23 protein-coding genes, 1 CRISPR repeat array and 1 riboswitch are annotated in these 22,189 nt (G+C 30.6%); of the genes, 20 read left to right on the top strand and 3 right to left on the bottom strand.

What is annotated here, in order from left to right:
* Positions 1 to 60: 60 nt before the first annotated feature.
* Positions 61 to 384, bottom strand: coding sequence for a thioredoxin family protein (locus tag MT340_RS09910; protein ID WP_243589798.1), 324 nt, complete (start codon positions 382 to 384; stop codon positions 61 to 63).
* 145 nt (positions 385 to 529) lie between these two features.
* On the opposite strand from MT340_RS09910, the gene MT340_RS09905 reads away from it, so the two are divergent.
* The 7 genes from MT340_RS09905 to MT340_RS09875 all read left to right on the top strand — a co-directional run bounded on the left by MT340_RS09905 (position 530) and on the right by MT340_RS09875 (position 5,234).
* Entirely contained in the window at positions 530 to 883 is a 354-nt protein-coding gene (locus MT340_RS09905) for an arsenate reductase family protein (RefSeq protein ID WP_243589797.1), read from the top strand.
* A gap of 229 nt (positions 884 to 1,112) precedes the next feature.
* The gene (gene gcvH / locus MT340_RS09900) at positions 1,113 to 1,493 is read left to right on the top strand and encodes a glycine cleavage system protein GcvH (protein ID WP_103298694.1); all 381 of its coding nucleotides are present in this window, start codon (positions 1,113 to 1,115) and stop codon (positions 1,491 to 1,493) included.
* Positions 1,494 to 1,762: 269 nt separating this feature from the next.
* A complete protein-coding gene (locus MT340_RS09895; RefSeq protein WP_126565170.1) occupies positions 1,763 to 2,149 on the top strand; it encodes a toprim domain-containing protein in 387 nt (128 codons plus the stop codon).
* Complete coding sequence (locus MT340_RS09890; protein ID WP_243589796.1) at positions 2,142 to 2,438, top strand: thioredoxin family protein; 297 nt, start codon at positions 2,142 to 2,144, stop codon at positions 2,436 to 2,438. Before MT340_RS09895 ends, MT340_RS09890 begins: the two co-directional genes overlap by 8 nt.
* A gap of 57 nt (positions 2,439 to 2,495) precedes the next feature.
* Positions 2,496 to 2,602, top strand: a riboswitch (SAM riboswitch).
* A gap of 82 nt (positions 2,603 to 2,684) precedes the next feature.
* Positions 2,685 to 3,710: a methionine ABC transporter ATP-binding protein gene (locus tag MT340_RS09885; RefSeq protein WP_243603834.1), complete on the top strand. Its 1,026-nt coding sequence runs from the start codon at positions 2,685 to 2,687 to the stop codon at positions 3,708 to 3,710.
* Complete coding sequence (locus MT340_RS09880; RefSeq protein ID WP_243589795.1) at positions 3,703 to 4,398, top strand: methionine ABC transporter permease; 696 nt, start codon at positions 3,703 to 3,705, stop codon at positions 4,396 to 4,398. The genes MT340_RS09885 and MT340_RS09880 overlap by 8 nt, the downstream gene beginning before the upstream one ends.
* Positions 4,399 to 4,418: 20 nt before the next feature.
* Positions 4,419 to 5,234: a MetQ/NlpA family ABC transporter substrate-binding protein gene (locus tag MT340_RS09875; RefSeq protein ID WP_243589794.1), complete on the top strand. Its 816-nt coding sequence runs from the start codon at positions 4,419 to 4,421 to the stop codon at positions 5,232 to 5,234.
* Positions 5,235 to 5,318: 84 nt separating this feature from the next.
* Here MT340_RS09875 and MT340_RS09870 read toward each other — a convergent pair whose 3' ends face one another.
* The gene (locus MT340_RS09870; RefSeq protein ID WP_243589793.1) at positions 5,319 to 5,483 is read right to left on the bottom strand and encodes a hypothetical protein; all 165 of its coding nucleotides are present in this window, start codon (positions 5,481 to 5,483) and stop codon (positions 5,319 to 5,321) included.
* A gap of 161 nt (positions 5,484 to 5,644) precedes the next feature.
* On the opposite strand from MT340_RS09870, the gene MT340_RS09865 reads away from it, so the two are divergent.
* The 5 genes from MT340_RS09865 to MT340_RS09845 all read left to right on the top strand — a co-directional run bounded on the left by MT340_RS09865 (position 5,645) and on the right by MT340_RS09845 (position 11,422).
* Positions 5,645 to 5,836, top strand: coding sequence for a CsbD family protein (locus tag MT340_RS09865; protein ID WP_243589792.1), 192 nt, complete (start codon positions 5,645 to 5,647; stop codon positions 5,834 to 5,836).
* A gap of 171 nt (positions 5,837 to 6,007) precedes the next feature.
* Positions 6,008 to 9,184, top strand: a complete 3,177-nt coding sequence (gene cas9, locus MT340_RS09860) for a type II CRISPR RNA-guided endonuclease Cas9 (protein ID WP_243603833.1) — start codon at positions 6,008 to 6,010, stop codon at positions 9,182 to 9,184.
* 1 nt (position 9,185) lies between these two features.
* The gene (cas1, locus tag MT340_RS09855; RefSeq protein ID WP_243603832.1) at positions 9,186 to 10,088 is read left to right on the top strand and encodes a type II CRISPR-associated endonuclease Cas1; all 903 of its coding nucleotides are present in this window, start codon (positions 9,186 to 9,188) and stop codon (positions 10,086 to 10,088) included.
* The gene (gene cas2, locus MT340_RS09850) at positions 10,078 to 10,401 is read left to right on the top strand and encodes a CRISPR-associated endonuclease Cas2 (protein ID WP_284120754.1); all 324 of its coding nucleotides are present in this window, start codon (positions 10,078 to 10,080) and stop codon (positions 10,399 to 10,401) included. Before cas1 ends, cas2 begins: the two co-directional genes overlap by 11 nt.
* Before the next feature lie 16 nt (positions 10,402 to 10,417).
* Complete coding sequence (locus MT340_RS09845) at positions 10,418 to 11,422, top strand: hypothetical protein (RefSeq protein ID WP_243589786.1); 1,005 nt, start codon at positions 10,418 to 10,420, stop codon at positions 11,420 to 11,422.
* 97 nt (positions 11,423 to 11,519) lie between these two features.
* Positions 11,520 to 12,545: a CRISPR direct-repeat array (repeat unit 36 nt; unit sequence GTTTTAGTACTCTGTAATTTTAGGTATAAGTGAAAC).
* A 450-nt stretch (positions 12,546 to 12,995) separates the two neighbouring features.
* On the opposite strand, the gene popT is transcribed toward MT340_RS09845, so the two are convergent.
* Positions 12,996 to 13,847 (bottom strand): polyprenyl-phosphate transporter PopT, encoded by an 852-nt coding sequence (gene popT / locus MT340_RS09840; protein ID WP_243589785.1) that lies wholly within the window; start codon positions 13,845 to 13,847, stop codon positions 12,996 to 12,998.
* A gap of 338 nt (positions 13,848 to 14,185) precedes the next feature.
* On the opposite strand from popT, the gene sufC reads away from it, so the two are divergent.
* From sufC to MT340_RS09800, 8 genes are all read left to right on the top strand, one after another.
* Positions 14,186 to 14,947 (top strand): Fe-S cluster assembly ATPase SufC, encoded by a 762-nt coding sequence (gene sufC / locus MT340_RS09835; RefSeq protein ID WP_243603830.1) that lies wholly within the window; start codon positions 14,186 to 14,188, stop codon positions 14,945 to 14,947.
* A 173-nt stretch (positions 14,948 to 15,120) separates the two neighbouring features.
* The gene (gene sufD / locus MT340_RS09830; protein WP_243589784.1) at positions 15,121 to 16,428 is read left to right on the top strand and encodes a Fe-S cluster assembly protein SufD; all 1,308 of its coding nucleotides are present in this window, start codon (positions 15,121 to 15,123) and stop codon (positions 16,426 to 16,428) included.
* Positions 16,429 to 16,460: 32 nt separating this feature from the next.
* Positions 16,461 to 17,711, top strand: a complete 1,251-nt coding sequence (locus tag MT340_RS09825) for a cysteine desulfurase (RefSeq protein ID WP_243603829.1) — start codon at positions 16,461 to 16,463, stop codon at positions 17,709 to 17,711.
* Positions 17,701 to 18,162 carry a Fe-S cluster assembly sulfur transfer protein SufU gene (gene sufU / locus MT340_RS09820; protein WP_103329421.1) on the top strand — a complete coding sequence of 154 codons (462 nt, stop codon included), beginning with the start codon at positions 17,701 to 17,703 and terminating at the stop codon, positions 18,160 to 18,162. The genes MT340_RS09825 and sufU overlap by 11 nt, the downstream gene beginning before the upstream one ends.
* A gap of 197 nt (positions 18,163 to 18,359) precedes the next feature.
* Positions 18,360 to 19,757, top strand: a complete 1,398-nt coding sequence (sufB, locus tag MT340_RS09815) for a Fe-S cluster assembly protein SufB (RefSeq protein WP_103297661.1) — start codon at positions 18,360 to 18,362, stop codon at positions 19,755 to 19,757.
* A gap of 207 nt (positions 19,758 to 19,964) precedes the next feature.
* Entirely contained in the window at positions 19,965 to 20,645 is a 681-nt protein-coding gene (locus MT340_RS09810; RefSeq protein WP_243603828.1) for a DUF5080 family protein, read from the top strand.
* A 54-nt stretch (positions 20,646 to 20,699) separates the two neighbouring features.
* A complete protein-coding gene (locus MT340_RS09805; protein ID WP_243589781.1) occupies positions 20,700 to 21,389 on the top strand; it encodes a DUF5080 family protein in 690 nt (229 codons plus the stop codon).
* 18 nt (positions 21,390 to 21,407) lie between these two features.
* On the top strand, positions 21,408 to 22,100 hold the full coding sequence (locus tag MT340_RS09800; RefSeq protein ID WP_243589780.1) for a DUF5079 family protein: 693 nt from the start codon (positions 21,408 to 21,410) through the stop codon (positions 22,098 to 22,100).
* The last annotated feature ends 89 nt before the right edge of the window (positions 22,101 to 22,189 follow it).

Here is a 22,189-nt window from a genome sequence, read left to right as displayed (position 1 = left end):
ATCTTTGCCGGGGTAGAAGGACGAAATCTTTTTTATCAAATTAGATTTCTATTCTACTCCCTATTTGTTAAATGTTTCTTCTAAGAATGATTCAACTTGTTCTGGTGATTTAGCATTAGCTGAATGTAAGTGTGCTTGTTTATTACCATTTTCAAAAACTAATAAACTTGGAATGCCCATCACTTCATTATCGGCAGCAACATCTTCTAATTCATCACGGTTTACTGTATACCATTTATATTGATTATATTTTTCAACGATTGGATCAATCCACATGTCCATTGCTTTACAATCAGGGCACCAACCTGCCTCGAACTTCACAATAACGGGTTGTTCACTTTGAATTGTAGATTTAAATTCGTCTGTTGTTTTAATGCTTTTCATTTGTTTACGCTCCTTTTAGTTAAATGCTAACTACATTATAACGAAATATTTATTTTTATCGAAAAATAAAGCTTAAAAAATATAGAGCGTTTACATGAATTTTCTGATATATTTAGGTTAAATCAAAATAGGAGGTTACATCTGAATGATTAAATTTTATCAATATTCAAATTGTACGACTTGTAAAAAAGCAGCTAAATTTTTAGAGACACAAGGCGTAAGTTACGAGCCGATTGATATTGTGCAACATACACCAACAAAAAAAGAATTTGAAGATATTATCGATAAAACAGGTGTAGAAATTAATAAATTATTCAATACGCATGGAGCTAAATACAGAGAATTAGGGCTGAAAGATAAATTACAAGATTTATCTGATGACGAAAAATTAGAGCTATTGGCTTCAGATGGAATGTTAGTTAAACGTCCATTAGCGATTTCAGGTGACAAAATAACTTTAGGTTTTAAAGAAGATCAATATAAAGAAACTTGGCTATAAATCAGACTGTTAATCAAGGTGAACTCCCGTCGTTACGTATTTCGTTTTCTCGATTTGAAAGGGGTTTCTTTCAGTCTTTTATGAAAAGTTCATTTTTCTTTTTAGTTAAAATAGTTTAATTTTACAAATATTAATTCAATAAATTTTATCAACTTTTAATATTAATAGTTGAATGAAACTTAACGGTATGGCATCATTAAATTGTAATTAATTTTAGGAGGGGATTCTCGTGGCAGTACCGAGCGAATTAAAATATTCTAAAGAACATGAATGGGTTAAAGTTGAAGGCAACACAGTAACAATTGGTATTACTGAATACGCACAAGGCGAATTAGGTGATATCGTATTTGTTGAATTACCAGACGTTGACGATGAAATCAATGAAGGGGATACTTTTGGTAGTGTAGAATCAGTTAAAACTGTTTCTGAATTATACGCACCAGTATCTGGTAAAATTGTTGAAACTAACGAAGAATTAGAAGATAGCCCTGAGTTCGTAAACGAATCACCATACGAAAAAGCATGGATGGTTAAAGTTGAACTTAGCGATGAAAGTCAATTAGACGAATTATTAAGTGCTGATCAATATTCTGAAATGATTGGCGAATAATTAACAGGGAACTCCTTGATTTCATATCTTGGAGTTTTTTTATTTTTTAAAAACAATCTACTCGAATATTAGTACTACAACCAACTTTTGAAATACATAAATTGATGTTGATGTAAGTATATACACCTTAAAAATAAATAATGATAATTAGTGAGTTTTTCAAAATTGAATGATACTAAATGTTAAGTCTTAGTAAAATACGTTTAATTTTATATAATTCTGTGAAGAAGTTAGTGATTGTTTATTATCGACTTAGAAGGTGGATGAGCATGGCAATTTTAAATAAAGTTATTATTGTTGAAGGTAAATCTGATAAGAAGAGAGTACAACAAGTCATCGCTGAGCCTGTCAATATTATCTGTACACATGGTACAATGAGTATCGACAAAATAGATGATATGATTGAATCATTATATGATAAGCAAGTGTATGTACTTGCAGATTCAGATGACGAGGGTGAGAAGATTAGAAAGTGGTTTAAACGATATTTAAGCGAAAGTGAACATATCTATGTTGATAAAACATATTGTGAAGTCGCACGATGTCCTAAAAACTATCTAGCTAATGTTTTGAGCAGATACGGTTTTACTGTTCGAAAAGAAAAACGTCTCATACCTAATTTAACGACTGAAAGGTTAGTATTAATGAATGAGTAGTACAATAAAAGTAGAAGATATTAGTGAAAACTTCAAAGAGGATAAACATCTTATATTTGGGTATACACCCATGTGTGGCACATGTAAAGTTTCTGAGCGAATGTTAGACATCGCAAACGAAATCTTAAAGTTGCCAATTAAAAAAATTGATTTAAATTATCATCCAGAATTTAGCGAAGAAAATAAAATTATGTCTGTGCCTGTGTTAATGATTATGAATAAGGATAAGGAAATGGATAGAATTTATGCATTTCAATCCGTTCCTAATTTGTTAGAAAAGTTAAAATAATTATTGACGAATATATAGTACGATGGTAGGATATAAATTAATTAAATAGTGCGAAAACTCTTATCAAGAGAGGTGGAGGGATGTGCCCTATGAAGCCCGGCAACCGTCTAAATAATAGAAATGGTGCCAATTCACATAAAGTTTAACACTTTAGAAGATGAGAGAAAGATATATAAATGCTTTCTCAACTTTTATAAAGTGAGAAAGCATTTTTTAATTACATAAAGTTTTAAGGAGGCACTTAACGTGATTGAATTAAATCAAGTAGTAAAACGCTATCACACAAAGAATAAAGATGTTCTAGCAGTGGATCACGTTGACTTAAAAATAGAATCAGGCTCAATTTTTGGAGTTATCGGATTCTCTGGTGCTGGTAAAAGTACGTTAATTAGAATGTTTAATAATCTAGAAGCACCTACATCAGGTGACATAATTATAGATGGTGACAATATTAACAAACTTTCAAAAGCAGAGTTAAGAAGAAAACGTCAAAAAGTGAGTATGGTTTTCCAACATTTTAATCTATTGTGGTCACGAACTGTTTTAAAAAATATTATGTTTCCACTTGAAATTGCTGGTCATTCAAAAGTGAAAACTCGAGAAAAAGCATTAGCACTTATTGAGCTTGTGGGTTTAAAAGGTAGAGAAAATGCTTACCCTTCAGAATTATCAGGAGGTCAAAAGCAAAGGGTAGGTATCGCACGTGCCTTAGCCAATGATCCAGACGTGTTGTTATGTGATGAAGCCACAAGCGCGCTTGACCCACAAACTACCGACGAAATTTTAGATTTACTATTAAAAATCAAAAAAAGACAAAATCTTACAATTGTTATCATCACGCATGAAATGCAAGTAATCAGACGAATTTGTGATGAGGTAGCTGTTATGGAGAATGGCCGTGTCATTGAACAAGGTAGAGTTAGTGAAGTCTTTGAAAATCCTCAACACGAAGTGACAAAACGCTTCGTTAAAGATGATTTGGATGATGATTTTGAAGCATCAATTAAGCATCTAGAACCTTTAGATTCCGATGCTTACATTGTGAGACTTAACTTTAATGGTAACAATGCTACTGAACCTATCGTGTCTTACATAACTAAAAACATGGATATTGATATAAATATTCTTGAAGCAAATATTAAAAATACGCGTGATGGTTCGATTGGATTTTTAGTTATCCATATTCCACATATTTCACATTTGGCTTTTGAAGAATTTAAAAATGATTTGCATAAGCGACATGTCAATGTGGAGGTGATTAAGCATGAATAAATCATATGGTGATATTCTTCATGAAATGATTACAATGCCTAATGTCCAGTGGCCAGATGTATGGCAAGCGATTTATGAAACGTTATACATGACTATCGTTTCGACAATTTTCGCTTTTATTCTTGGCTTAATCTTAGGTGTATTACTCTTCCTATCAGCGAGAAGTCATTCTGCTGGGGCAAGAATTTTTTATAGTATAGTTTCATTTGTTGTTAACTTATTCCGAGCAATTCCATTTATCATTTTAATCTTGTTATTAATTCCATTTACAAGTGTCCTTTTAGGAACAATAAGTGGTCCGACGGGTGCGTTACCAGCTTTAATTATTGGTGCAGCACCGTTCTATGCAAGATTGGTAGAAATTGCGTTTAAGGAAATTGATAAAGGTGTCATTGAAGCGGCTCAATCAATGGGAGCAAGTACATGGACAATTATTTGGAAAGTATTACTTCCAGAAGCAATGCCAGCACTTGTATCAGGTATTACCGTTACAGCAATTGCTTTAGTTGGTTCAACTGCCATTGCCGGGGTTATCGGTGCAGGTGGTTTAGGTAACTTGGCTTACTTAACTGGTTTCACACGTAGTCAAAATGATGTCATCTTAGTTTCAACAGTATTCATTTTAATTATTGTATTTATAATTCAATTCATTGGGGATTGGATTGCAAATAAAATTGATAAACGATAAGGGAAAAGAGGTTTGATTTAATGAAAAAACTTTTAAGTTTACTTTTAGTACTTACACTCACTGTTGTATTAGCCGCTTGTGGTAACGGCGGAGGGGACAAAGACAAAAAAATCGTAGTTGGTGCTTCACCAGCTCCTCACGCTGAAATCTTGGAAAAAGCAAAACCTTTACTTAAAAAGAAAGGCTATGACTTAGAAATCAAAACAATTAATGATTACACTACACCAAACAAATTGTTAGATAAAGGCGAATTAGACGCTAACTACTTCCAACACGTACCTTACTTAAAAACTGAAAGCAAAGAAAAAGGCTACAAAATTGAAGATGCTGGTAAAGTTCACTTAGAACCAATGGCTGTATATTCTAAAAAATATAAAAGCTTAAAAGACCTTCCAAAAGGTGCTACAGTATACGTTTCTAACAACCCAGCAGAACAAGGTCGTTTCTTAAAATTCTTCGTTGATGAAGGTTTAATTAAAATCAAAAAAGGCGTTAAAATCGAAGACGCTAAATTCGAAGATATCACTGAAAATAAAAAAGACATTAAATTCAACAACAAACAATCAGCTGAATATTTACCAAAAATCTACCAAAATCAAGATGTAGATGCTGCTATCATCAACTCTAACTATGCGATTGATCAAAAATTAAATCCTCAAAAAGACTCAATCGTAGTTGAAAAAGCAAACGACAATCCTTATGCAAACTTAATTGCTGTTCAAAAAGGTCATAAAGATGATAAGAAAATTAAAGCTTTAATTGAAGTATTACAATCTAAAGATATTCGTGATTTCATTAATGATAAGTATAAAGGTGCCGTAGTACCTGCTAAATAATTTTTTGAAATAAGTGAAAGCCCTGTAACCGCTATGGTTCAGGGCTTTTGTTATATAAATATTAAATTAATTAAAACCATTAGGTTAGAAAGTAGAAACATTTCTATAAAGCATTCCTACACCAAAGGATCCTGAACCTAAACTATAATCAAATTTAAGAATTTCAATATTCGGATTTTCTTCTAAAAAGCGATTTACTTTTTTATTCAAACCGCTTTCTGTCATTGCACTAAAATGTATAAATTTCATTTCATTCATTCCTTTCTAAAAAGTAATGTTATTAACTATTATATACAACACATTATTATTATCGAATATTTTCGGAAAAATTGGGTGTGTTTATTGTAGATAAAATCGGGTAAACATTAATTAAATTAAAACATCTAATTATTTTCAAGGAGGAATTATAAATGGCTGAAGATAAATTTGAACAAGCAAAAGGTAATATTAAAGAAACAGTTGGTAATGCAACTGACAATAAAGATTTAGAAAAAGATGGCCAAGGCGACAAAGCATCTGGCAAAGCAAAAGAAGTTGTTGATAACGCTAAAGATAAAGCTAATGATTTAATCGACAAAGTTAAAGGCGACGACAATAAATAAGTTTTTTAATTATTATTAAACTAGGTGCATAGCACCTAGTTTTTTTATGTCTTTTTTATTTTAAATTAATATAAACAAAAAGCATATTTGAAAATTTAATCAAAAAAATATTACCATGCTTATTATTTTTAAATTATAATCAAATTATAAATAAAGGGTGGGTGATTTATAATGACAACAAATTATATTTTAGGATTAGATATAGGAATTACCTCTGTAGGTTATGGGATTATAAATTATGAAGATAAAACTATTATTGATGCCGGAGTTAGATTGTTTCCAGAAGCTAATGTAGAGAATAATGAAGGTAGAAGAAATAAAAGAGGGGCACGTAGGTTAAAAAGAAGACGAATTCATAGATTAGATCGTGTTAAGCAACTTTTGAATGAGTATAAGTTAGTTGAATTAAATGATCTGCCCAAATCTGCTAATCCATATGAAATCCGTGTAAAAGGATTAAGAGAAGAATTAACACGTGAAGAATTAGTTATTGCATTATTACATTTAGCTAAAAGAAGAGGAATACATAATATTGATGTAGTAGAGCAAGACGGTGAAGAAGGTAACCAACTTTCTACAAAAGAACAATTGTCTAAAAATAATAATTTATTAAAAGATAAATTTGTATGTGAGTTATTATTAGAAAGATTTAATGAAGGAAAAGTTCGTGGAGAAGAGAACAGGTTTAAAACTTCAGATATTATTAAAGAAGCAAAACGAATTTTAGAAGTACAAAAAGACATCCATAATTTAGATGATTATTTTATTAATAAATATATAGAAATAGTTGAAACAAGAAGAGAATATTTCGAAGGTCCTGGAGAAGGAAGCCCTTTTGGCTGGGATGGGGACTTGAAAAAATGGTATGAAATGTTAATGGGCCGTTGTACTTACTTCCCAGAAGAATTAAGAAGTGTAAAATACGCATATTCGGCTGACTTATTTAATGCGTTAAACGATTTAAATAATTTAGTGATACAAAGAGATGGATCAACTAAGCTTGAATATCACGAAAAATATCATATTATCGAAAATGTATTTAAACAAAAGAAAAAACCTACATTAAAACAAATAGCTAACGAAATTGAAGTCACTCCTGAAGATATTAAAGGATACCGAATTACTAAATCTGGCAAAGAAAATTTCACAGAATTTAAATTATATCATGATTTGAAAAAAGTTCTAAAAGATCAAAGTATTTTAGAAAATATATCTCTTTTAGATCAAATAGCAGAAATTTTAACAGTTTATCAAGACAAAGAAAGTATTAAAAAAGAATTAAGTAAGTTAGATGAAACTATAAATGATATAGATAAAGAAAGTATTTCTAATTTAACAGGATATAACGGTACACATAGATTGTCATTAAAATGCATAAATTTAGTATTAGAAGAATTATGGCATTCTTCAAGAAACCAAATGGAAATATTCTCTTATTTAAATATTAAGCCTAAAAAAATTGATTTGAAAAAATCTAATAAAATTCCTAAAGATATGATAGATGAATTTATATTATCACCAGTAGTTAAGAGAACATTTGGCCAAGCTATTAATGTGATTAATAAAGTTATTGAAAAATATGGTATACCTAACGATATTATTATTGAATTGGCAAGAGAAAATAACTCTAAAGATAAACAAAAATTTATCAATGAACTTCAAAAGAAAAATGAAAAAACAAGACAACGCATCAATGAAATTATCGGGGAATATGGAAATCAAAATGCTAAACGATTAGTTGAAAAAATTAGACTTCATGACGAGCAAGAAGGAAAATGTTTATATTCATTAGAAAGTATACCTTTAGAAGACTTACTTAATAACCCAAATTATTATGAAGTCGATCATATTATTCCGCGATCAGTATCATTTGATAATTCATATCAAAACAAGGTTTTAGTTAAACAAATAGAAAATAGTAAAAAAGGTAACCGAACTCCATATCAATATCTTAATTCAGGAGAAGCCCAAATCTCGTATAATCAATTTAAGCAACATATATTAAATTTAAGTAAATCAAAAGATAGAATTTCCAAGAAAAAGAAAGAATATTTATTAGAAGAACGTGATATCAATAAATTTGAGGTCAAAAAAGAATTTATTAATCGAAACTTAGTGGATACTCGTTATGCTACAAGAGAATTATCAAATTATTTAAAAGCTTATTTTAGCGCTAACGATATGAATGTAAAAATTAAAACTATCAACGGCAGCTTTACTGATTATTTAAGAAAAGTATGGAAATTTAAAAAAGAAAGAAATCATGGTTATAAACATCATGCAGAAGACGCTTTAATTATTGCCAACGCCGACTTTTTATTTAAAGAAAATAAAAAGTTAAAAGAAGCAAATAAAGTCCTAGAAAAACCTGCAGAAAATAATGAATCAAATAAAGTGGAAAATTCTACAGGAATAAAAAATGAAGATGAATATAAAGAATTATTTAATATTCCTCAACAAGTAGCTGATATAAAAGAATTTAGAGATTTTAAATTCTCTCATAGGGTGGATAAAAAGCCTAATAGACAACTAATAAATGATACTCTATATTCAACGAGACAATTAGGAGACGATTCTTATATAGTTCAAACAATTAAGAATATATATAGTAAAGATAATACTGATTTAAAGAAACATTTTAATAAAAATCCTGAAAAATTTTTAATGTATCAACATGACCCTAAAACATTTGAAAAGTTAGAAACAATTATGAAGCAATATTTCAATGAAAAAAATCCACTGGCCAAATATCACGAGGAGACGGGAGAATATTTAACTAAGTATAGTAAGAAAAATAATGGACCTATAGTTAAAACGATTAAGATGTTAGGCAATAAAGTAGGTAGTCATTTGGATGTCACTCATAAGTATAAAAATTCAAATAAACAATTAGTACGATTATCAATTAAATCTCTTCGTTTCGATGTTTACTTAACTGATAAAGGATATAAATTTATAACTATTTCTTACTTAGATATTCTTAAGAAAGATAGTTACTATTACGTTCCAATTGAAACATATGAAAAGTTAAAAACAAGCAAAGGAATTGAGAAAGGCTCCAAGTTTATAGGAAGCTTTTATTACAATGATTTAATAGACCTAGATGGTGAAGTTTATAAAGTTATCGGCGTAAATAATGATTCTTTAAACAGAATAGAGCTCGATATGCCGGATATTAGATATAAAGAATATTGTGAATTAAATAATGTTAAAGGTGAAGCAAGAATTAAAAAAACAATTGGCAAGAAAGTTCAATCTCTAAAAAAATTGAATACCGATGTATTAGGAAATATATATTATCAAAAAAATGTTCAAAAGCCCCAATTACTTTTTAAACGAGGTAATTAAAATGAGTTGGAGAATTGTTTATGTTACAGATGTCAATCATATGTCATTAAACTTAAATAGCTTAAAAATAAGAAAAGGGGATTTAGAAACTAAAATCCCCTTACCTGATATTTTTGCTTTAGTAATTGAAGATTTAACTGTTACTATGACTTCTAGACTCTTAGTCGAACTTTCGAATTATAATATTTTAGTTATTTTTTGTAATCAAAAACATCTACCAGAATGTACTTTACAACCTATTTCTGGACATTTTAATCAATATATCCAAATGAAAGAACAGTTGAAGTGGGACGAAGGGCGTAAAAGTGAATTATGGCGTATAATTGTCAAAAATAAAATTCAAAATCAAATTGAATGTATGAGATATATGAATGTTGAAAGCATTAGAATACAAAAAATGAAAGATTTAAAAAATTCAGTAGCTCTTTTTGATAAAAATAATATAGAAGGTCAAGCAGCTAAGTATTATTTCAACAGTTTTTTTAAGAATTTTACTAGAGATAATGAAGAGTTAATAGAAAATGCTGTATTAAATTATGGCTATACAATTCTAAATTCTGCAATTGCTAGAACAATTGTAGCTAAAGGGTTAATACCAGCTATTGGTATCCATCATATTGGAGGAAGAAACCATTTTAACTTAGCCTCCGATTTAATAGAACCATTTAGAGCATTAGTTGATCTATTTTTGTTAAAATACCCACCCGAAGATTATTTAACGAAAGAATATAGGTTAAAAATAATTAACTTATTACATGCTAGAGTTGAAATTGATGGTAAAATGCAAACGGTTATAAGAGCAATAGATATTATGGTGCAATCAATAATTGAGTACTTTAAAGATGGTGATATTCAATCATTAAAATTTCCTAATCTGAATAAATATCATTTCTATGAGCTATAGATTTATGAGAGTATTACTAATGTTTGATTTACCTGTAGAGACAAAAAAGCAAAGAAGGATTTATAGTAAATTTAGAAAAAGGTTAATTGAAGATGGTTTTTTAATGATGCAATACTCAATTTATATTAAAAGTGTTATTAATAAAGATGCTGCAAATCAAACTATTAAAAGAGTGAATACATTTTTACCAACCGAAGGCCATGTTAGAGCATTAATGATAACCGAAAAACAATATCAGCAAATGCAAATATTATTGGGTGAAGAAAACCAAAATATTGAAATGTTAGGCGATAATCGCACGATTATTTTTTAATTTGAAAAGGTGACCTATGGAACATATAATTTGGCAAGTGAAATCTGAATTAGTGCCTAAAATTAATTTAAATATTGGGAATTATACTGCTATTTATAATGAACATGAAACAATAGAAGAAGATTTACTTGATATTATCAATCAATATTTTAAAAAAAGAAATTCAAATAAAAATGAGGTCTCAATTATTGATTTTTTAAATCAGGAGTCAATGTCAAATTTAGAATATGAAAGTATCATAATTGATAATAATAAAATTGAGGAAGAACATGCTTTAAGTTCCTCCTCAATCTTAAATAAGAAAATTCAAAGAGATTACTCGAATAATATTGAAAGTTCGGGATATATGAATTCTATGAATATTCTGTTGACTGATTTATTAGAACTTATAAATCACAATAATTTACCATTGAAAACAAAATCTTTCGACATAAAACAGTTTATTAAATTATTAGATTTTGAATTTGAATTAAAAAAAGATTATTCAAAACTAATTACTCGAATTGAAAATATCTTACCATTAATAGTGGATGAATTGAACATCCAATTCAATAATAAACTATTATTAATTTATTTATATCCAGAAGCAAATTTGAGTCCCAATGAACAAATAAAGCTAAAATCTTTATTAGAGTCATTAAAAATTAAAATTATTGTTTTAACTGGATCTCTTCATTTTATGTCGGGCGAATGGAGTTTTAATAATTATATAAGAAATGCAGAACAAAAGTTAACTAGTGAATTTATCGATAAACTAGTTTGGCATGCTCCACTTAATTACCAAAAGAAAGAAATAGAGGAAAGTTTAAATCGTTTTATTTTAACTTATCATGATAAAATTGAAATTGTTCCAACAATATCTAATTATCAAATAGCGCAAATTATGTTATTTAATTCTATTGATTTATATGTAGGAATATCATACTTGCAACATTGTAATCACAAGTTTAAATTGAACCTTAAAGATGAACTATTGTCAAAAAGCATTAAAAAATATATTGATCAAGTATCGATATATTAATTACTTTGCTATATTTACAATTTTTTATTATTATTTAAGTAGAGGATTAGCTTAGCTAGCGACTCCTTAGGTGTACTAAATTCTCTCAGAGCTAGAGGTTTTAGTACTCTGTAATTTTAGGTATAAGTGAAACATTAATATTATATTTTTGTGCTTGATCTGTGTTTTAGTACTCTGTAATTTTAGGTATAAGTGAAACCGTCTACGCACCAAATATGAATAGTTGCAGGTTTTAGTACTCTGTAATTTTAGGTATAAGTGAAACGTTTTTCGTTTAACTTCTTTAACAAACTCAGTTTTAGTACTCTGTAATTTTAGGTATAAGTGAAACGATAAAGTTGCACAGTTACGCCAATCGATTGTTTTAGTACTCTGTAATTTTAGGTATAAGTGAAACAACGACCATTCGTATTCTTCGCCGTAAACAGTTTTAGTACTCTGTAATTTTAGGTATAAGTGAAACTAAACAAAATATTATCAAGTGTATTAGTTGGTTTTAGTACTCTGTAATTTTAGGTATAAGTGAAACGTACAAATTCATGTGTCTTAATTTGATAGTGTTTTAGTACTCTGTAATTTTAGGTATAAGTGAAACAAGTCATGCGCTGGTTTGATGCACGGTTGCGTTTTAGTACTCTGTAATTTTAGGTATAAGTGAAACTGTGCAATTAGGTGTATTCCTAATGAATTTGTTTTAGTACTCTGTAATTTTAGGTATAAGTGAAACGTGGCACGTCAGAATGGATACCAGAGCACAGTTTTAGTACTCTGTAATTTTAGGTATAAGTGAAACTATGTTCAATCAATTCGGCCCCTTATTTACGTTTTAGTACTCTGTAATTTTAGGTATAAGTGAAACTTAATGAAGTAATAAATTTTATACTGCTTTGTTTTAGTACTCTGTAATTTTAGGTATAAGTGAAACAGTTAGATGAATTGGCAGACATGTTGGCGTGTTTTAGTACTCTGTAATTTTAGGTATAAGTGAAACTCATTAGGCGTTAGGCTCATTAACTCGTCAGTTTTAGTACTCTGTAATTTTAGGTATAAGTGAAACGTCGTTAAAATTGAGAGGGATATTAACAGTGTTTTAGTACTCTGTAATTTTAGGTATAAGTGAAACAGCTTACGTTTTCGATTTTCTTTTCTCTCCGTCTTAGTACTCTGCAAATTTAGAAGAAAGTGAAATTACAAGTATAACAAGTTTTCGAACTTTATTATTTTAAATATAAATAGGTTGGAAAGGGAGTCAATAAAAATGGTAAAAATATGACTTTAGTTAATAAGGCATAATATCAGAAAAATTAATTTGGGCAAATTACTCATAAAATATAATTAATAGTTGACTTCATATATCTATAAGAAATATAATATACTTGTAGAACAAGTTTAGCTAACTTGTACTTATACCTAAAATTACAGAATCTACTAAAACAAGACAATATGTCGTGTTTATCCCATTAATTTATTAATGGGATTTTTTAATTTACAAATTTATTCACATGAATATATATAGTTTTATACACAAAAAAATCGGGCAGAAGAGTAATTAACTCAGCTGCTCGATTTCATTTTATTCATTTTCGGCTGTGATTTGACCTATCCAATAACTAGCAATAAAGCCTAAGATTAAAGTGATAATTGACATAATCCACTCTATACTATTACTAGGTAAGCCTGGGAACACTGCATAAATTGATCCGATAACTAAACCTGTAATTAAAGCGAAAGTCATCACAAAATGATGATGTAAAAAGTATCTAATAATGCGGCTTGAGAGTAAGAAGCCTACAATAACTCCAAGTCCTACTATTAATAGGATCGGTAATCCATCAAAATTCAATTTAACTAAATCGGCAATGGCTAACATGATTGTTCCGTAAGTACCAAATACTAACAACATAAACGATCCTGAAATGCCAGGTAACAACATTGCGCTAGAAGCACATACACCAGCTAAAAAATATTTAATAATAAGACTAAAAGATAAATGAAGTGATGTGTCTGCTCTTTGTTCTCCTGAATTCATTAAAGTAATTATAATTAGAATGATAATACCTATTGCCAACATGCCATAATGCTTGGCGTGGAATGTTTCTTTGAAGTTTGATGTTCTTAATAAATAAGGAATAATCCCAATGATTAGTCCAGTAAAGAAAAACATAGTAACCACTTGATGATGTTCGAGTAAATAATTAATCAAATTACTTAAAATTCCAATGGCTACCCCCATACCTATTAGTATAGGAAGTAAAAATTTAAAACTAGGCCAAAATCGCTTAGAGAATAAACCACTTATTGATGAAATAAAATCATCATATATACCTAATAATAATGCAATCGTACCTCCACTAATACCAGGAATTAAATCAGTGGTCCCCATTCCAAATCCTTTTGCAATATTAATCCACCTAAAACTTTGCATGAATGTCTCCTTTCAAAATAAAACTTAAACTGCATCATAACAGATTCTAATTGATTAAGGAAATGTTTTGTATATGAAATGTACGAACTTTTAAAAAATTAGTATTCTATGTTATTGAGAACAACAAGCCTATGATTATCAGTTTCATTGTGCAAAATTAAGCTAGATAAAAATAATTTTAGTTAAATAATAACTCTAATTTAGTGTTTTAATAAGTTTATATTAGGGGATATTTGCGTTATAATAAGGTGTATTAAAGTACACAAAGTCTTTTTGACTACAAATTAAAATTATTATAAACTAGTTAAGAAAACTTTATATTTACGGAGGGAATATAAATGTCATCAACATTAGAAATCAAAGACCTACATGTGTCTATTGAAGATAAAGAAATCTTAAAAGGTGTTAATTTAACGGTTAATACAGGTGAAGTACATGCAATCATGGGACCAAATGGTACGGGTAAATCTACTTTATCATCTGCAATCATGGGCCATCCATCATATGAAGTAACACAAGGTGAAGTGTTATTAGATGGCGTTAATATTTTAGAATTAGAAGTTGATGAAAGAGCTAAAGCAGGTCTTTTCTTAGCTATGCAATATCCATCAGAAATCACTGGTGTAACAAATGCTGACTTCATGCGTTCTGCAATCAATGCTAAACGTGAAGAAGGACAAGAAATTAACTTAATGCAATTCATTAAAAAATTAGACAAAGAAATGGACTTCTTAGATATCGATAAAGATATGGCACAACGTTACTTAAATGAAGGTTTCTCAGGCGGTGAGAAGAAACGTAACGAAATTTTACAATTAATGATGTTAGAACCTAAATTTGCAATTCTTGACGAAATTGACTCAGGTTTAGATATCGATGCGTTAAAAGTTGTATCTAAAGGTATCAATGAAATGCGTGGCGAAAACTTTGGCGCATTAATGATTACGCACTATCAACGTTTATTAAACTACATTACTCCAGACCAAGTACACGTTATGTACGGCGGTAAAGTAGTTAAATCAGGTGGCCCAGAATTAGCTAAACGTCTTGAAGAAGAAGGTTACGAATGGGTTAAAGAAGAATTTGGTGCTCAAGAATAGTCTATAAATGTTCATTTAAATGATGAAACATGACAGAGCTTAGTCAATGTCACTAGCTTAATCAAAGCTATTAAATATGTAAGACTGGGAAGACGTACCTTGCGAAAGTGAAAAATAGGGAAAGTCGTTCTACAGTCGTTAAAACTTTTCATCAAGTAGGAGGAAAAAGAGTTATGACAACTGAAACTTTGAACATTTCTGAAGAACAACTTGTTGATTATTCTAAAGCGCACAATGAACCTTCTTGGATGACTGAATTACGTCAAAAAGCGTTGAAATTAACAGAAACTTTAGAAATGCCTAAACCAGATAAAACTAAATTAAGAAAATGGGATTTCGACACGTTTAAAGAACATAATGTTGAAGGAAAAGCGTTCAACGATTTATCAGAACTTCCTGAAGTATTAAAAAACATTATCGACGTTGAAAACTCTAAAAACTTAATTATTCAACACAATAATGCGTTAGCTTATACACACGTATCTGAACAAGCGCAAAACAACGGTGTGATCATTGAAGGTTTATCTGAAGCATTAGTAAATCACAGTGATTTAGTTCAAAAATATTTAATGACTGAAGCAGTAAGCGTTGATGAACATCGCTTAACAGCATTACACACTGCGTTAATGAACGGTGGCGTATTTGTATACGTTCCTAAAAACGTGGTAGTTGAAGACCCTATTCAATACGTTGTATTACATGACGACGAGAATGCTAGCTTCTATAACCATGTAATTATTGCAACTGAAGAAAGTGCTGAAGTAACTTACGTTGAGAACTATCTTTCAACTGCAAGTGGCGAAGGTAACCAATTGAATATTATTTCTGAAGTTATCGCAGGTGCTAATTCAAACATTACTTATGGTTCAGTAGATTATCTTGATAATGGATTTACTGGCCACATCATTCGTCGTGGTACAACTGCAGCAGATGCTTCTATTAATTGGGCATTAGGCTTAATGAATGATGGTAGTCAAATTATTGATAATACTACAAACTTAGTAGGCGATCGTTCTACAAGTGAACTTAAATCAGTAGTAGTTGGTACAGGAGATCAAAAGATTAACCTTACATCTAAAATTGTTCAATACGGTAAAGAAACAAATGGTTACATCTTGAAACATGGCGTTATGCTTGAGAACGCATCATCTATCTTTAATGGTATTGGTTACATTAAACATGGCGGTACGAAATCTATCGCCAACCAAGAATCACGTGTTCTAATGCTTTCTGAAAATGCACGTGGCGATGCTAACCCAATCTTGTTAATTGATGAAGATGACGTAGAAGCTGGACACGCAGCATCAGTTGGACGTGTAGATCCAGAACAACTTTATTACTTAATGAGTCGTGGTATTTCTCAAAGAGAAGCTGAACGTTTAGTAATTCATGGTTTCTTAGATCCAGTCGTACGTGAATTACCAATCGAAGACGTTAAACGTCAATTAAGAGAAGTTATCGAATTAAAAGTAAACAAATAATCGAAGAAGAGATTTTTAATAACAGAAAGGTCGTGAATAAAGTGGCCGAAACTTCATTAAATATTGAGGAAATTATTAAAGACTTTCCTATTTTAAATCAAAAAGTTAATGGAAAAAGATTAGCCTACCTTGATTCAACAGCGACAAGTCAAAAACCAGTCCAAGTGTTAAATGTGTTAGATGATTACTACAAACGTTATAATTCTAACGTTCATCGAGGCGTACACACGCTTGGTTCACTTGCAACAGATGGTTACGAAAGTGCACGTGAAACGGTGCGACGTTTCATTAACGCGAAATATTTTGAAGAAGTCATCTTTACTAGAGGAACAACAGCTTCTATTAATATTGTGGCACGCAGCTATGGTGATGCAAATATTGAAGAAGGCGATGAAATTGTTGTTACTGAAATGGAACATCATGCGAACATCGTTCCTTGGCAACAATTAGCCAAACGTAAAAACGCATCATTAAAGTTCATTCCTATGACAGACGAGGGTGAATTAAGAATTGATGATGTGAAAGCAACAATTAATGATAAAACTAAAATTGTTGCTATCGCTCATGTATCAAATGTTCTTGGTACCATTAATGATGTTAAAGAAATCGCTAAAATTGCTCATGAACATGGCGCAATTATTAGTGTAGATGGTGCGCAGTCTGCACCTCATATGGATATCGATGTCCAAGACTTAGATGCTGATTTCTTTAGTTTCAGTGGTCATAAAATGTTAGGTCCAACAGGTGTCGGCGTATTATACGGTAAACGCGATTTACTTAAAAATATGGAGCCTGTTGAATTTGGCGGTGACATGATTGATTTCGTAAGTAAATATGATGCTACTTGGGCAGATTTACCTACGAAGTTTGAAGCAGGTACGCCATTAATCGCTCAAGCCATTGGTTTAGCTGAAGCTATTCGCTACATTGAAAATTTAGGCTTTGAAGCAATTCACAAACATGAAAAAGAACTTACAGAATATGCATACGATCAAATGTCAGCCATTGAAGATTTAGAAATTTATGGTCCACCAAAAGAACGACGTGCTGGTGTGATTACATTTAATTTAGCTGACATTCATCCACATGATGTCGCAACTGCTGTTGATACAGAAGGTGTTGCAGTAAGAGCAGGACATCACTGCGCGCAACCATTAATGAAATGGCTAAACGTTTCATCAACTGCTCGTGCTAGTTTCTACATTTATAATACAAAAGAAGATGTAGACCAATTAGTAGAAGCATTGAAACAAACGAAGGAGTTTTTCTCTTATGAATTTTAATAATTTAGATCAACTTTATAGATCTGTAATTATGGATCATTATAAAAACCCTAGAAACAAAGGCGTTTTAGACAATGGATCAATGACAGTAGATATGAACAATCCTACTTGTGGTGATCGCATCAGATTAACATTTGATATCGAAGACGGTATTATCAATGATGCTAAATTCGAAGGTGAAGGTTGTTCTATTTCAATGTCAAGTGCATCAATGATGACCGAAGCCGTAAAAGGTCATTCGTTAGGCGAAGCGATGCAAATGAGCCAAGAATTCACGAAAATGATGCTTGGTGAAGACTACGAAATTACTGAAGATATGGGAGATATTGAAGCATTATCAGGTGTTTCACAATTCCCTGCTCGAATTAAATGTGCTACTTTAGCTTGGAAAGCACTCGAAAAAGGTACAGTTGAAAAAGAAGGTAAAGCTGAAGGTACTACTGAAGAATAAACAGTTCTAACGAAATCTTTTAGTTGAATAATGGCCTTATTCAACTAAAAAGATAGTAGTATTTTAATCATAACTTCATTTAACTTTTTACACTTGTGACTTTTTATGTAAGTTGCATGTTGTTACAATAGCAATAGAAATAATGAATATTAAAAATCTCACGCACGACGTTTAAATATATTTAAGGAGTGATTGAAATGGCTAAAAAAGCACCTGATGTTGGGGATTATAAATATGGTTTCCATGATGAGGATGTTTCCATTTTCCGATCAGAACGTGGTTTAACAGAAAATATCGTTAGAGAAATTTCTAAAATGAAGGAAGAGCCAGAATGGATGCTTGACTTCAGACTTAAAGCTTTAAAATTATTCTATAAAATGCCTATGCCTCAATGGGGTGGCGATTTATCAGAATTAGACTTTGATGACATCACATATTACGTTAAACCTTCAGAGCATACTGAACGTTCTTGGGACGAAGTACCTGAAGAAATTAAACGTACATTTGATAAATTAGGTATTCCTGAAGCTGAACAAAAATATTTAGCAGGTGTTTCTGCGCAATATGAATCAGAAGTTGTTTATCACAACATGGAAAAAGAATTAGAAGAAAAAGGTATCATCTTCAAAGATACTGATAGTGCTTTACGTGAAAACGAAGAGTTATTCAAAGAGTACTTCGCTTCTGTCATTCCAGCTGCCGATAACAAATTCGCAGCACTTAACTCAGCTGTATGGTCAGGTGGTTCATTCATCTATGTACCTAAAAATGTTAAATTAGATACACCATTACAAGCATACTTCCGTATTAACTCAGAAAACATGGGTCAATTCGAACGTACATTAATCATTGCTGACGAAGGTGCTTCAGTAAACTACGTTGAAGGTTGTACTGCACCAGTTTACACAACTAGTTCATTACACTCAGCAGTTGTTGAAATCATCGTTCATAAAGATGCTCATGTACGTTATACAACTATTCAAAACTGGGCAAACAACGTTTATAACTTAGTTACGAAACGTACTTTTGTCCATGAAAATGGTAACATGGAATGGGTTGACGGTAACTTAGGTTCTAAGTTAACAATGAAATACCCTAACTGTGTACTTTTAGGTGAAGGCGCGAAAGGTAGTACGTTATCAATCGCATTCGCTGGTAAAGGACAAGTTCAAGATGCTGGTGCTAAAATGATTCATAAAGCGCCAAACACATCTTCAACTATCGTTTCTAAATCTATTTCTAAAAATGGTGGTAAAGTTATCTATCGTGGTATCGTTCACTTTGGACGTAAAGCGAAAGGCGCACGTTCTAACATCGAATGTGACACATTAATCTTAGATAACGAATCAACATCAGATACAATTCCTTACAATGAAGTATTCAATGACAATATTTCATTAGAACATGAAGCGAAAGTTTCTAAAGTATCTGAAGAACAATTATTCTACTTAATGAGCCGTGGTATTTCTGAAGAAGAAGCGACTGAAATGATTGTAATGGGCTTCATCGAACCATTCACTAAAGAATTACCAATGGAATATGCAGTAGAAATGAACCGTTTAATCAAATTCGAAATGGAAGGATCTATTGGTTAATCTTAGCCAGTCGACTAGCTATTTCTTAACTATAGTGAGCACCAAAGTGTTTGTCGTATATAAACACTTTGGTGCTTTTTTATATCTTTTAAAAGGTTGAATTACATATTTTCATATTAATAATTTATTTTTATTATGATATACTTTTATATAATATTGATAATATCAATAAATTTAACTAAACATATATTTGGAAAGGCTTCTAAAATGCTTGAATTTTATGCAAAATGGTTTTGGTTAATCGAAATGATAGAAAATTTTCTGTTATTTTTTGGTGCGCTTGGCTTAGTTTTTGTAGCGATGATAAGTTTAGAACAGATTCAGAAAAAAAAGAAATTCTGGTATGTAGGAATATATTTAATATATGCTGCATTATTTGGACTGTTAATATATTTTTCTGGTAAAGAAACTCAAAGTTATAATGTGGTTTTTATCATTTTATATTTACCATATTTATATATGTGTTATTTATCAAGTCATTATTTAGTGAAACGTCCTTTAAAAACAAAATTAGAGTTTGTCACTGGTAAGAGTCTTCGGTCACATAAAGTAACCAATCAAGAAATGAAGTCATTAAAGGAAGAACTACACTCTGCAAAGATAAATGCATTGGCAGGTTCAATTTGTGCTGCCTTCATTATTGTTGCTTTTTCAGCAAAATTAAAATTTATACATGAGGATAACTGGTTTGCGAAGCACGAATTACCTGAAACTATTGCCAATTTGGTTGGAGTTGGAGGCTTTGTCTTTTTAGTCTCAGCTATTTTAATACCCATTTATTTCATAATTGATATTGTGCTTTGGAATAAACGTGGTAAATTTCCAGGTCTTTTATTCCGACCAATAATTATGTGTCTGTGGCAATTTTTATTTTTGATTTCCCTTTGACTATTGCAAAAAGATTTTGAAGTATAAACTTAATTTTAAAGGAGAAAAACTATTATGGATTTTTTATATGGTTTATGGATTTATATTTTGTTTATTGTTCCATATGTTGTAATTTTCTTTGGTACTATTGGTTTGTTTTATGCCTCTGTCTTTACCATCGGGTCAACTATTGCTTCTAAACAAATAAGGTATTTGGGTATTATTATACTTTATGGAGGTATTTTTTGGGTAATCGTTTATTTTACTGGAGATGACTTTGAAAGTTATTCAAATGTATTTTTAGCTATCTATTTCCCATATTTATGGTTATGTTTTCAATCATGCCATTATTTATTTAAACGTCCATATGCAACGAAGATAAAGGAACTAAAAAAAGAAGAAGCAAATACAGGCAAATCAAATAAAGAAGAAATTAAAGAAGTAGAGAAAGACTTTTATTCGGCAGGCATGATGTCGTGGTCGTCATCTTTAGGCGCTATTGTTATTATTATTATCATGTCTTTAAAAACAAGGTTCATTCATAATCGAGAATTAATGTATCAATCAGATATAAATGAACTCATCGGAGATTTAGCAGCTGTAAGTGGAGGAGTTTTGATGTTTTCATTAGGTTTTGCATTACTGTATTTCATTATCGATCTCTTACTATGGAAGAAAAGAGGAGCATATCCTGGCTACATATTACGTCCACTAGTGATGGGCGCATGGCAAATTATATTTTTAATTTCACTTATACGTTTTTAAAAAAGGGGTTAGTTAAAGTTGGATAGAGATAGCTACGAATATTTTAAAAAGATTGGAACACCTGTAATAGGTATATTCATTTTATGCGTTTTATTATTTAGCTGTATTACATATAAAGTGGGTTTTACTTGGGAGGAGACCCCTCTCTATTTAAAAGTATCATCCATAGTGATGATTATTGCGCTTATACCTTCGATTTGCCAATTATTTATTAAACGAAACTTTGAAACACCAAAACAAATGATGAAATTCTCCAAGGTATTTTTACTGGATGCCTATATTTGTTGCTTTTTCTTACCATTTAGCGTGTTTCAACTTTATGCGTTTACAGCAGCATTAAATCATGTTGATATAACAGGTTTTTGGTACTTAAATTTAATAGTATTAATCGTATGGATGGCCATTAGAGTATGCATTAATTTTTTATTAATGCATACACCTAAGTTTTTAGGCGATAATAAATTTATTGCAATTTTAATTTTAGCATTTCTAGGCTATGGTATTTATTTAGAGAAAATAATTGAGTTCTTCATTGTACCAGATATTGAAGGAAATAAATTCCGTCTTTATTTTGGTCAATTTGTTTTTATTCTCGCTAGTCATGCATGCATGCTCGTATACATTAAACTATATGCTAGTGTAACTGGTAGTTACTATTATAATGACGAAGGAAAAGAACGTTCTGAAGAAGAAATAAAGCAACTCACATAATAATAAGTGAGGCTTAGAAAATTAATAGCATTACATTTTAATAAAGGTTGATTGGAAAGCAAACTCGCTTTTAATCTATAAATCACTCG

Source organism: Staphylococcus sp. NRL 16/872, assembly GCF_022815905.2.
Taxonomy (GTDB): domain Bacteria; phylum Bacillota; class Bacilli; order Staphylococcales; family Staphylococcaceae; genus Staphylococcus.
This window is presented reverse-complemented; position numbering and strand designations above follow the sequence as displayed.